The 12,160-nt window shown below is 65.7% G+C and carries 12 protein-coding genes; 11 read left to right on the top strand and 1 reads right to left on the bottom strand.

Annotated elements, in window-relative coordinates:
• Window positions 1-47 precede the first annotated feature (47 nt).
• The 3 genes from FQV39_RS12910 (at window position 48) to FQV39_RS12900 (ending at window position 3,166) form a co-directional block, all read left to right on the top strand.
• Entirely contained in the window at window positions 48-1,226 is a 1,179-nt protein-coding gene (locus FQV39_RS12910) for an acyl-CoA dehydrogenase family protein (RefSeq protein ID WP_149130656.1), read from the top strand.
• 169 nt (window positions 1,227-1,395) lie between these two features.
• Complete coding sequence (locus FQV39_RS12905) at window positions 1,396-1,992, top strand: TetR/AcrR family transcriptional regulator (RefSeq protein ID WP_149130655.1); 597 nt, start codon at window positions 1,396-1,398, stop codon at window positions 1,990-1,992.
• A 130-nt stretch (window positions 1,993-2,122) separates the two neighbouring features.
• Complete coding sequence (locus tag FQV39_RS12900; RefSeq protein WP_149130654.1) at window positions 2,123-3,166, top strand: histone deacetylase family protein; 1,044 nt, start codon at window positions 2,123-2,125, stop codon at window positions 3,164-3,166.
• A gap of 120 nt (window positions 3,167-3,286) precedes the next feature.
• Here the strand turns inward: FQV39_RS12900 and FQV39_RS12895 are convergent, their stop codons facing one another.
• Entirely contained in the window at window positions 3,287-4,843 is a 1,557-nt protein-coding gene (locus tag FQV39_RS12895; RefSeq protein WP_149130653.1) for an acetolactate synthase large subunit, read from the bottom strand.
• A gap of 239 nt (window positions 4,844-5,082) precedes the next feature.
• Here FQV39_RS12895 and FQV39_RS12890 point away from each other — a divergent pair, with 239 nt between their 5' ends.
• From FQV39_RS12890 to FQV39_RS12855, 8 genes are all read left to right on the top strand, one after another.
• Window positions 5,083-6,042, top strand: coding sequence for an ABC transporter substrate-binding protein (locus FQV39_RS12890; RefSeq protein WP_149130652.1), 960 nt, complete (start codon window positions 5,083-5,085; stop codon window positions 6,040-6,042).
• 10 nt (window positions 6,043-6,052) lie between these two features.
• Window positions 6,053-6,568 (top strand): mismatch-specific DNA-glycosylase, encoded by a 516-nt coding sequence (locus FQV39_RS12885; RefSeq protein ID WP_149130651.1) that lies wholly within the window; start codon window positions 6,053-6,055, stop codon window positions 6,566-6,568.
• On the top strand, window positions 6,565-7,338 hold the full coding sequence (locus FQV39_RS12880; protein WP_149130650.1) for an ABC transporter permease: 774 nt from the start codon (window positions 6,565-6,567) through the stop codon (window positions 7,336-7,338). The genes FQV39_RS12885 and FQV39_RS12880 overlap by 4 nt, the downstream gene beginning before the upstream one ends.
• The gene (locus tag FQV39_RS12875) at window positions 7,335-8,114 is read left to right on the top strand and encodes an ABC transporter ATP-binding protein (RefSeq protein ID WP_149130649.1); all 780 of its coding nucleotides are present in this window, start codon (window positions 7,335-7,337) and stop codon (window positions 8,112-8,114) included. The genes FQV39_RS12880 and FQV39_RS12875 overlap by 4 nt, the downstream gene beginning before the upstream one ends.
• 114 nt (window positions 8,115-8,228) lie before the next feature.
• Window positions 8,229-9,026 carry a FadR/GntR family transcriptional regulator gene (locus tag FQV39_RS12870; RefSeq protein WP_149130648.1) on the top strand — a complete coding sequence of 266 codons (798 nt, stop codon included), beginning with the start codon at window positions 8,229-8,231 and terminating at the stop codon, window positions 9,024-9,026.
• Window positions 9,023-9,994, top strand: a complete 972-nt coding sequence (locus FQV39_RS12865) for a sialic acid TRAP transporter substrate-binding protein SiaP (RefSeq protein WP_149130647.1) — start codon at window positions 9,023-9,025, stop codon at window positions 9,992-9,994. The genes FQV39_RS12870 and FQV39_RS12865 overlap by 4 nt, the downstream gene beginning before the upstream one ends.
• A 96-nt stretch (window positions 9,995-10,090) precedes the next feature.
• On the top strand, window positions 10,091-10,675 hold the full coding sequence (locus FQV39_RS12860; RefSeq protein ID WP_149130646.1) for a TRAP transporter small permease: 585 nt from the start codon (window positions 10,091-10,093) through the stop codon (window positions 10,673-10,675).
• A 3-nt stretch (window positions 10,676-10,678) separates the two neighbouring features.
• Window positions 10,679-12,085: a TRAP transporter large permease gene (locus tag FQV39_RS12855; RefSeq protein WP_149130645.1), complete on the top strand. Its 1,407-nt coding sequence runs from the start codon at window positions 10,679-10,681 to the stop codon at window positions 12,083-12,085.
• The last annotated feature ends 75 nt before the right edge of the window (window positions 12,086-12,160 follow it).

Raw genomic sequence — 12,160 nt, 5'->3', positions numbered from 1 at the left:
CCGGTAGGTAGTCAGATCGCGAGGCGGCGGTCAAGCAGGAGCGGGTCATGTCGGCAGTCGAGAAATTCGCAGGCGAGGGCGCCCGCCGCTCGCCCTACTTCACCGAGGAGCATGAGGCGCTGCGCGATCAGGTCCGCCGCTTCGTCGAGAGCGAGATCAAGCCGCATGCCCTGAAATGGGAGGAGGACGGCTTCGTCCCGCGCGAGGTGCTGCGCAAGATGGGCGAGCTCGGCTTCTTCGGCATCCGTTACCCGGCCGAGTATGGCGGCTCGGAGATGGACACGATGGCGACCGTCGTGCTGGCGGAGGAACTCGGACGCTCGACCTTCTCGGGCGTCGCCATCACCGCGCTGGTCCACACCGACATGGCCTCGGTCCACATCGCCAATGCCGGCTCGAAGGCGCAGAAGGACCAGTATCTGCCTGCCATCATCGCCGGGGAGAAGATCGTCGCGGTCGCCGTCACCGAGCCCGATGCCGGCTCGGACGTGAAGGGTATCCGCACCACGGCGCGGCGCGAGGGGGATCATTACGTCCTCAACGGCGCCAAGATGTTCATCACCAACGGCGTCTACGCCGATCTCTATTGCGTCGCCGCCAAGACCGATCCGATGGCTAAGCCCTCGCAATCGGTCTCGATCTTCCTTGTCGAGAAGGGCACGCCGGGCTTCTCGGTCTCACGCGCGCTCGACAAGCATGGCTGGCGCTCCTCCGATACCGCCGAGCTCTCCTTCGTCGATTGCCGCGTGCCGGCCGAAAACCTGCTCGGGCAGGAGGGGCGCGGCTTCTACGCGATCATGAGCAATTTCCAGAACGAGCGGACCGTGATCGGCGCCATGGCGATGGGCGAGGCGCAGGCCGCGATCGACCTGACGCTTGACTATGTGAAGACGCGCAAGGCCTTCGGCGCGCCGCTCTGGGAGAAGCAGGCGATCCGCCAGCGCCTCGCCGAGCTTGCGAGCAAGGTCGAGGCCGGCCGCCAGCTCGTCTATCACGCCGCCTGGCTCGACGCGCAGGGCTTCGACGCCACCCGCGAGGTCTCGATGGTCAAGGCCTACTGCGGCGAGCTGGTCAACGAGGTGATGTATGACTGCCTGCAGTTCCACGGCGGCATGGGCTACATGCGCGAGAGCACGATCGAACGCATGACCCGTGATGCGCGTGTCCAGGCGATCGGCGGTGGCGCCACCGAGGTGATGCTCGAAGAGGTGGCGAAGCGGCTGTGATGAAACGCCACCGTCATTCCGGGGCGCCGCTTCGCGGCGAGCCCGGAACCCATGAACTCAGGTGGTTTCGAATGGGATGCGACGAGCCCGGCGCCTTTTATTGCTTGGACGGTGTTCATGGGTTCCGGGCTCGGGCCTTCGGCCCGCTCCGGAATGACGGGGTCGGTTCATGAGCGTCACTGTCGATCGAACCCAGCGCGACATCGAAGGCGGTTCGCGTCGCCTGATCCTCGACCATGCCGCGCGGCTGCTGCGCAGCGGCGGCTACCATCAGACCACGCTGCGCGAGATCGCCGAGGCTGTCGGCATCCGCAAGGCGAGCCTCTACTACCACTTCGGCTCGAAGGAGGAGATCGTCGAGGCGGTGGTGAACGACGGAGTCCGCTTCGTGCATGAAGGCGTCGTTGCCGCACTCGCCGCGACGGAAGGAGCGCCGCCGCGTGAGCGGCTGGAAGCGGCGATCCGCGGCCATCTCGCGGCGCTGCACGGCCACGGCGACTACACCAGCGCCAGCATCAAGGTCTTCAACTTTGGTGCGGCTCCGGTGCCGGAAAGCGTGCGCGCTGTGCGGCGCGCCTATGAGGATGTCTGGCGCGGACTGATCGCGGAGCTGCAGCAGGCCGGAGCACTGCCGGCGGAGCGTTCGCCGGATGTGCTGCGCCTCTTCCTGCTCGGTGCGCTCAACGGCTCGACCGACTGGTACAGGCCCGAACGCTTTGAGATCGACGCGCTGGCGCGCGAATTCGCGGCGCTGCTCTCGCCGTGACGCACCGGCCGCTCCGCCCTCTGCGCAAGGGCGGGCGGCGTCGTCGTAGCTGACCGCCGCGGCGGCCGTTGCTAGCATCCGTTCTGCGGGGCCGAGATCGCCTCGCTGCCCCACGAGGACGATGAGCCGGATGCGTGCCTTCTATCACCCCGACCAGTCGCTGCATGAGCAGCTCCAGTACATGCGCTTCGGCAAGATCGTCGCGCCCAAGGACCTGCCGGAACGGACGCAGCGCCTGCTCGGCGCGCTGGCGAAGCATGGCATCGCGTCGGAGCAGCCGGCAGCGCATGGCGTCGACCCGATCCTCGAAATCCATGACGAGGGCTTCGTCCGCTTTCTCGAAACGCTGTGGGATCGCTGGAAGGTGCTGCCGGAGCGCGGCCCGGAAGCCTGGCCGAACACTTTCCCCTATTGGAGCGGCTGCCCGGACGAGGATGTCCGTCCGCCCTGCCGCCCGACGGGGCTGATCGGCCAGATGGGCTGGTATCTCGGCGATCTCTCGGTTCCCGTCGGCGAGCATTGCTGGCACTCGACCCTGCGCTCGGCCGAGACGGCGGTCTCAGGCGCCGATGCGATCCTCGCGGGCGAGCGTGCCGTCTATTCGCTGTGCCGGCCCTCCGGCCACCATGCCCGCGCCGATCGAGCCTCGGGCTTCTGCTACATCAACAACACCGCGGTCGCGGCGCAGCGCCTGCGCTCGAAATTCCGCAAGGTTGCGATCCTCGATGTCGACGCCCATCACGGCGATGGCACGCAGCAGATCTTCTATCGCCGCGACGACGTGCTGACGATCTCGGTCCATGCCGATCCGGTGAACTACTACCCGTTCTTCACCGGTTATGAGGACGAGCGCGGCAACGGGCCGGGCGAGGGCTTCAACCTCAACCTGCCGCTGGCACACGGCACGGGCGGTGCTGAAATGCAGGCGGCCGTCGACCGGGCCGGCAAGGCGATCCGCGACTTCGGCGCCGAGGTTGTGGTGATCGCGCTCGGCTATGACGCGCACAAGGATGATCCGATCGGCGTCCTCAAGCTCGAAGCCTCCGATTTCGGCACCATCGGTCGGCAGGTGAAGGCGCTCGGTCTGCCGACGCTCGTCGTGCAGGAAGGCGGCTATGCGATCGAGGCGATCGGCGACTGCCTCGATGCGTTCCTGGGCGGGTTCAGGGGCTAGGCTTGCCCACGTCATGGTCGGGCTTGACCCGACCATCTCCTGAAGGAAGGGCGCTGGAGCCCCAACGGCATGAGATTCTCGGGTCGCCTTCGGCGCCCGAGAATGACGGCATAGGCTGCTTCAGATCGCCGCCTCGATCAGGAACGGCCCCTTCCGCGCCAGAGCGGCCTTGAACAGGCTGGCGAACTCCTCGGCCGTGGTGGCGCGCGCGGCCTCCACACCCATGCCGCGGGCCATCATCACCCAGTCCAGCGCCGGCTCGTCGATGTTGAGCATCAGCGTGGCGTTGCGGCCGAAGTCGTTGACGCCGACGGCACGCATCTCGCCATGCAGGATCTGGTAGGTCCGGTTGGCGAAGACGATTGTGACGATGTCGAGGTTCTCGCGCGCCTGCGTCCACAAGCCCTGCACCGTGTACATGCCCGAGCCGTCGGCCTGCATGCCGATGACCTTGCGGTCGGGGCAGGCCACGGCCGCGCCGATGGCGAGCGGGATGCCTTCGCCGATCGCGCCGCCGGTGAGCTGGATGTAGTCGTGCTGCGGGGCGCTGTGACAGTCGAAATAGAACATCCGGCCCGACGAGACCGATTCGTCGCAGACGATGCAGTTCTCCGGCAGCAGGGCCGAGACGATGGCGCAGGCCTTGTCGGCGTCGAGCTTGCCGGTCGGCAGGGCAGGCTGCTCCTTGCGCGGCGGGGCGATGTAGGCGGGGGCGGTCCTGGTCGCGCCTATCTCCTCGGCGAGCGCGATGATCGCGGCGGGTAGGTCGTCGCCGGGTCTGGCCAGCGTCGCGACCTCGCAGCCGTCACGGACAAGGCGGCCGGGCTTGCCCGGATAGGCGAAGAAGCCGACCGGTGTCTGCGCGCCGACCAGCACGAGATAATCGACGTCCTTGAGCTGATCGAGCGCCTTGTCGATCGGGTAGAAGATCTTGGGCATGGCGACGCGGCCGGCGCCACGTTGCGTGCGCCCGTTCGACATCTGGCTGAAGATCTTGGCGCCGGTCACGGCGCAGATGCGGGCCGCCATCTCCATCGGCTTCTCGCGCAGGGCCAGGCCCGTCAGCATGATCGCGGCGCGGGCACCATGCTTGCGCAGGCCGGCTGCGACCTCGCGGAGCGTGGCGGAATCGACACTCTTCAGCGCCGGCAGCGGCGTCGGCTTGAGAGTGGCCGGCTCGACGCTGCCCCAGGCGCAGTCGGCCGGCAGGATCACGGTGGTGACGCCGGGCAGCGTCAGCGAGGCGACATAGGCTTCCCCGATCGCCGGGCCGACATCCTCGGCCGAAGCGATGCGCCGGACGAAATGCGACATCGGCTGCGCCAGGCTCTCGATGTCGCTGGTCAGCGGTGCATCGTGCTGGAGATGGTAGGTCGCGTGGTCGCCGACGACATTGATCATCGGGGTGCGGGCGCGCCTTGCATTGTGCATGTTGGCGAGCGCGTTCGCCATGCCCGGCCCGCAATGCAGCAGCGTTGCGGCCGGCTTGTCGGCCATGCGGGCGTAGCCGTCAGCGGCGCCGGTCACCACGCCCTCGAACAGGCCCAGCACGCAGCGCATCTGCGGCTTGCGGTCGAGCGCGGCGACGAAATGCATCTCGGAAGTGCCGGGATTGGCGAAGCAGGTATCGACGCCGTTGATCAGAAGCGTGTCGCAAAGGCGGTCGGCGCCGTTCATCCTGAAAACCTCGACTCGATAGAAGGCGCCCCTGCGCCGGCGGACGAAGGGGAGAAAATTCCTCCCGCCCTGTCAAACAAGAGAATGTCATCGCTTTCCCAAGCGACGGTGATCGACCGCTTGACGGATTTGCATATGCATTTAACCTGTTTTGGAACGAAGGTTGCATCTCGCCGAGAATGACGCTCTAGGCGTCTGAGTGGCGCGTCAGCCGAAAATGCAGGGGAAGGGTTTCAATCATGGCAGTTTTCAAGCGCATCGGCGCGACCGTCGGCTTCGGCCTCGCGGCGCTTCTGGCGGCGGGCGGCGCCCAGGCGCAGACCAAGGTCAATATCGGCATTTCCGGCTGGACCGGCTTCGCGCCGCTGGTGCTCGCCAAGGAGGCCGGCATCTTCGCCAAGAACGGCCTCGACGTCACGATCAAGAAGATCCCGCAGAAGGATCGTCATCTCGCCATCGCCTCGGGCGACATCCAGTGCGCCGCGACCACGGTCGAGACCTGGATCGTCTGGGATGCGGCCGGCATCAAGACGAAGCAGATCTTCCAGCTCGACAAGAGCTACGGCGCCGACGGCATGGCCGTGCGCAACGCCATCGGCTCGATCAAGGACCTCAAGGGCAAGACGGTCGCGGCCTCGGCGCCCGGCACCTCGCCCTATTTCGCGCTCGCCTGGATGCTCAAGGAAAACGGCATGTCCGTGAAGGATGTGACGGTCGTCAATATGGAGCCCGGCCCGGCCGCGCAGGCCTTCATCGCCGGCCAGAACGACGCCGCCATGACCTATGAGCCCTATCTCTCCACCGTCCGCGACAAGCCGGACGCCGGCAAGATCATCGCGACCACCCTCGACTATCCGATGGTGATGGACACCTTCGGCTGCACGCCCGCTTTCCTCGTCAACGACAAGGCCGCGGCCGCGCTGACCCAGAGCTATTTCGAGGCGCTGGAGATCATCAAGAAGGACCAGGCCAAGGCCTATGAGATCATGGGCGCGGATGTGAAGCAGACTGGCGAGCAATTCGGCAAGTCGGCCGCGTTCCTGCGCTGGTCGGATGCCGAGGGCAACAAGACGTTCTTTGCGGGCGACTGGCAGGCCTTCTCGACTAAGGCCGCAGATCTCCTGCTTGAGATCGGCCTGATCAAGGCCAAGCCCGACCTCGCCTCGCTGGTCGAGACGAAGTTCGTCGCCGGCAAGTGAACGCCGACGCGTGACCGGCGACATCCTCCCGGATGTTCTGGAGCCCGGCCTGCGCGTCGTCTTCTGCGGCACGCAGGCCGGAGCCGCCTCGGCCCGGCGCGGAGCTTATTACGCCGGCCCGGGCAACAAGTTCTGGCTGGTGCTCCATCAGACCGGGCTCGTGCCGGGCAGACTCCTGCCCGAGGATTTCCGGAACCTGCCACGCTACGGCATCGGCCTGACCGATGTCGCCAAGCGCAGCTCCGGTCCGGATTCCGCGCTACGCGGCAGCCATTTCGACGTGGCCGGCTTCAAGGCGCGGATCGCTGCAAGCGCGCCGCGCATCCTTGCCTTCAACGGCAAGCGTGCGGCGCAGGTCGTCCTCGGGATGAGCGAAGGGCGGCTCGCCTACGGGCGGCAGGCTGAGACGCTGGCCGGTGCCGAAATTTACATCCTCCCCTCGACCTCCGGCGCCGCAGCCGGTTTCTGGTCGATCGAACCCTGGAAGCAACTGGCCATGGCCGTGACCGGAACGATACCGCGATGAGACCCTTGCAACCCGTCTCGGCCCCGGCCCGCATCGGCTATGGCCTGGCCTTCTTCGCGCTCTTCGTCGCGCTCTGGTCGGTCGCGACCTTCGGCGGCTACGTCCAGCGCCTCTTCCTAGCCGACCCGCTGACCATGGTAGGCGAGGGCTACAACCTGATGACGCGCTACGGCTTCAGCTTCGACATCATGATGACGATCTGGCGCGTGGTTGGCGGTTTCATCATCGCCGTCATCGTCGCCCTGCCGATTGGCATTCTGATGGGTGCCTACAAGCCGATCGAGGCGTTCCTGGAGCCCTTCGTCTCCTTCGCGCGCTACCTGCCGGCTTCGGCCTTTATTCCCTTGCTGATCCTCTGGGCCGGCATCGGCGAGACGCAGAAGCTGCTCGTCATCTTCATCGGCGCGGTCTTCCAGCTCATCCTGATGATCGCGGTCTCGGTCGGCTCGATCCGGCGCGATCTGGTCGACGCCGCCTATACGCTGGGCGCCACCGACCGCTCCGTGGTGCGCCGCGTCATGCTGCCGAATGCCGCGCCCGAGATCGCCGAGATATTCCGCCTCGTCCTCGGCTGGGCCTGGACCTATGTCATCGTCGCCGAGCTGATCGGTTCCTCTTCCGGCATCGGCCACATGATCACCGACAGCCAGGCGTTGCTGAACACCGGGCAGATCATCTTCGGCATCATCGTGATCGGTCTCATCGGCCTGATCTCGGATTTCCTGTTCAAGGCGGTCAACCAGCGCCTGTTTCCATGGGCGCGCGCATGAGCAAGCTTGTCATCGAGAATGTCGGCAAGGTCTTCGCAGGCCAGCGCGGGGCTGAGCCGACGCGCGCCTTGATGCCGACCTCGCTCAATGTCGCCGACAACGACTTCATCACCATTCTCGGCCCCTCCGGCTGCGGCAAGTCGACCTTGCTGCGCATCATCGGCGGGCTGGAGACGGCGAGCGAGGGGCGCATCCTGCTCGACGGTGCGCCGGTCTCCGGGCCGGGCGCCGATCGCGGCTTCGTCTTCCAGAGCTACACGCTCTTTCCCTGGCTGACGGTGCAGCAGAACATCGCCTTCGGCCTGCGCGAGAAGGGCGTGCCTGAGGCCGAACGGCTGAGGATTGCCCGCGACTGGGCGGTGCGCGTCGGGCTCGGCAGCTTCGTCGATCATTTCCCCAAGCAACTCTCGGGCGGCATGCAGCAGCGCACCGCGATCGCACGCGCGCTCGCCAACGACCCGAAGATCCTGCTGCTCGACGAACCCTTCGGCGCGCTCGACAACCAGACTCGCGCGCTGATGCAGGAAATGCTGCTCGGCATCTGGGAGCGCGAGCAGAAGACCGTGCTCTTCGTCACCCACGACATCGAGGAGGCGATTTTCGTCGGCTCCCGCGTGGTGGTGATGAGCGCGCGCCCGGGGCGGATCAAGGCCGATATTCCGGTCGATCTGCCGCATCCGCGACCCTACACCATCAAGACGACGCCGGAATTCGTCACATTGAAGGAGCGGCTGGTCGAGGAAATCCGGGCCGAGGTCATCGCCGCCGATCACTGAGCCGGTTGACAGATTGTCGCACCTTTGTTTCCCTCGCCTGAATTGGCCTGACCACATGGCCAAAATATCCCCGGCAAGAACCGGGAGCATGGAGAGGGAACCGGGGAGCCGTCTGTGCCGCTCGAGGCTGTCGAGACGTCACGTCTGTACCGCCAGATTGCCGACCAGCTTCGCCATCTCATCGAGAGCGGCGAGTTTCCGGTCGGCAGCCGCCTGCCGTCCGAGCGGGAGCTCGCCGAAAAGCTCGGCGTATCCCGCCCCTCCGTCCGCGAGGCCCTGATCGCGCTCGAGGTCGAGGGCCGGGTCCGCATCCGGATGGGTTCGGGCGTCTATGTCGTCGACCCGCCGGCACAGGCCATCGCCAGGCTTTGGGCGGGGCGCCAGCCTGACGGTCCCTTCGAAGTCCTCAAGGCCCGCGAATTGATCGAAAGCGCGATCTGCTCTGAAGCGGTCGCGCTCGTCGAGCCAGCGGATATTGCGGCCCTCGACATGGTTCTGGAGCAGATGGCCGTTCAAGGATTGGGCAGCGACGAACTCGTCGCGCTCGATCGCTCTTTCCATGTCGCGCTCGCGGGCATCCTGCGCAACGGCGCGCTGATCCGCTGCGTCGGCGATCTCTTCGATCAGCGCATCAGCCCTTATTTCCGGCAGCTTGCGCGTTATTTCGAGAACTCCGAGTCCTGGCGCCGCGCGGTCGCCGAACATCGGGCGATCCGCGATGCGCTGGCGCGGGGCGACGGGCCCGGCGCCCGCGAGGCGATGCGCCGGCATCTGCAGAAATCACAGGAACGCTTTTCGCAGAGCTTTGGCGATGCAGGAAAGGGCAACGGGCCGGCCGGCGCCAAGGTCGGCCCGAACCAGAAGAATGGGCGCATGACGGGATCGAAACGCAAACAGGGAGACATCGCATGAAGACCAGCCTCACCCTGGCCGCGCTCGCCGCCGGCCTGAGCCTGCTCGGTGCGCCCGCGCAGGCGCAGACCAAGCTGAAATGGGCCCATGTCTACGAGACCTCGGAGCCGTTCCATACCGAATCCGTCTGGGCCGCCGAGGAGTTCAAGAAGCGCACCAACGGCAAGTACGAGATCACGGTCTATCCGGCCTCGCAGCTCGGCAAGGAGACCGACATCAACCAGGGGCTGACGCTCGGCACCGTCGACATCATCATTTCGGGATCGAGCTTCGCCGCGCGCGCCTATCCGCCGATCGGCGTGACCTACTACCCCTTCACCTTCCGCAATCCGGAGCACCTCCTGGCCTATACCAAGAGCGACGTCTTCAAGGAGATGACGAAGGGCTACCAGGAGAAGAGCGGCCACCAGATCGTCGCGGTGAGCTATTACGGCACGCGCCACACCACCTCGAACAAGCCGGTCAAGGCCTGCGCCGATATGAAGGGCCTGAAAATCCGCGTACCCGACGTGCCGGCCTATCTCGCCATGCCGCGCGCCTGCGGCGCCAATACTGCGCCGATCGCCTTCGCCGAGGTCTACCTCGCCCTCCAGAACGGCACGGTCGAGGCGCAGGAGAACCCGCTCACGACCATCGAGGCCAAGAAGTTCTACGAGGTGCAGAAGCACATCGTCCTGACCGGCCATATCGTCGACCACCTCAACACGGTTGTCGCCAAGCAGCTCTGGGACAAGCTCTCGCCGGAGGATCGCAAGATCTTCACCGACGTTGCCCAGGAGGCAGCCGAGCGCACGACCAAGAAGATCCAGGCCGACGAGGTCAAGCTCGTCCAACTGTTCAAGGACAAGGGCCTGACCGTGACGGAAGTCGACAAGGCCGAATTCCTCGCCAACGTCCAGAAGAACGTCACCTTCGAGCAGTTCGGCTACCGCAAGGCGGATTGGGACCGCATCCAGGCGATCAAGTAACCGCTATCGCATGCCTCCGCGGCCCGGCAGGCGACTGCCGGGCTGTTTCATCCCGATTGTCGATCCGACGCGCCTGACCCTGTCGAGAGGTTCCCCGTGACGAGCGCCAGCCAGCCGGAAATCCATACCCCGGTGACGAGCGAAGAGATCGCTCATGTCTTCGATGAAGCGCCTCCAGCTGCCGATCTTTCCGGCTACGGACTGGAGGATTGGATCACGCTCGCCGTCTTCTGGCTGATGGTCGCCTGCGTCGTCGCGCAGTTCTTCACCCGCTACGTTCTCAACAACAGCCTGGCCTGGACCGAAGAGATCGCGATCTACGCCCTGATCGTCGTCGTCTTCCTCGGCGCGTCGCTCTGCGTGCGCGCCTCGCGCCACATCCAGGTCGATTTCCTCTACCGCTACCTGCCGAAGCCGGCCGGCCGGGGCCTGGCCACGGCAGTGGACGCGGTGCGCATCGGCTTCCTCGGCTATGCGACCTGGCTCGTCTGGAAATACGCCTCGCTCATCCCCGATGAGATGATGACCACGGTCGACCTGCCGAAATCGATCGTCTTCTACGCCGTGCTGGCCGCCTTCGCGCTGATGACGCTGCGTGCGATCCAGGTCGCCTGGCAGAACTGGCGCCGCGGCTACTCCGTCCTCGAGAACCCCGCCGCTTTCGACGGATCGGAGGGCTGATCGATGCTGATCCTTGTCGGAACCTTCCTCGCTCTGATGATATTCGGCGTGCCGGTCGCCATCTCGATGGCCGTCGCCTCGCTGACCTACATCCTCGCGACGGGTACCGTGCCTGACGTCATCATGGCGCAGCGCATGATCGCCGGCGTCGAGAGCTTCCCGCTGCTGGCGGTGCCGTTCTTCATCCTCGCCGGCAACCTGATGAACATCGCCGGCGTGACCGGCCGCATTTATTCCTTCGCCGTCGCGCTGGTCGGTTGGATGCGCGGCGGCCTCGCCCAGGTGAACATCATCGGCTCGGTGATCTTCTCCGGCATGTCCGGCACCGCGATCGCCGATGCGGCCGGCATCGGCACGATCGAGATCAAGGCGATGAAGGATCACGGCTACCCGACCGACGTCTCCGTTGGCGTCACGGCCGCTTCCGCGACGCTGGGGCCGATCATCCCGCCGTCGCTGCCTTTCGTGATCTACGGCATGATGGCCAACACCTCGATCGGCGCGCTCTTTCTCGGCGGCGTGATCCCGGGCGTGGTGATGACGCTGTTCATGATGGCGACGGTCACGATCTTCGCCCGGTTGCGCAACTGGGGCTCGGATTCGCCCTTCTCGCTGAAGCAGATCGGGACCGCTGGCCTCGAAGTCCTCGTCGTGATGGGCTTCCCGGTCCTGGCCTATCTCCTGGTCTGGGCCGGGCTTTCCGAAAACGTCGCGATCGGGCTCGCGCTCGCGGCCCTGCTCGCGCTCGACTACTATTTCGACTTCTCGGCGGTGATGGCGCTGATGACGCCGGTCATCCTGATCGGCGGCATGACCATGGGCTGGTTCACGCCGACCGAGGCGGCGGCCGCCGCGGTGATCTGGTCGCTGTTCCTGGGCCTGGTGCGCTACCGCTCGATGACGATGCGCTCGCTCGCCAAGGCGACCTTCGACACGATCGAGACGACAGCCTCGGTGCTCTTCATCGTGACGGCGGCCTCGATCTTCGCCTGGCTGCTGACGGTCTCGAACACCGCGCAGATCCTCTCCGATGCCATCCTCGGGTTGACCCAGAACAAATGGGTCTTCCTGATCCTGGTGAATCTGCTGCTGCTCTTCATCGGCTGCTTCCTCGACACCATCGCGGCGATCACCATCGTCGTGCCGATCCTGCTGCCGATCGCGCTCAAGCTCGGCGTCGACCCGATTCATTTCGGGCTGATCATGACGCTGAACCTGATGATCGGGCTGCTGCACCCACCGCTCGGCATGGTGCTTTTCGTGCTCTCGCGGGTCGCCAAGCTCTCGGTCGAGCAGACCACGATGGCGATCCTGCCCTGGCTCGTGCCGCTCTTCGCGGCGCTGTTCGCGATCACCTTCATCCCGGAGCTGACGCTCTGGCTGCCACGGACGATGGGTATGCTTCGCTAGCCCACGCCGTCATTGCGAGGAGCGCAGCGACGAAGCAATCCAGGGCGGCAGAGCGCTACGTCCCCATGGATTGCT

The organism is Bosea sp. F3-2 (assembly GCF_008253865.1).
In the GTDB taxonomy this organism is placed as follows: Bacteria; Pseudomonadota; Alphaproteobacteria; order Rhizobiales; family Beijerinckiaceae; genus Allobosea.
This window is presented reverse-complemented; position numbering and strand designations above follow the sequence as displayed.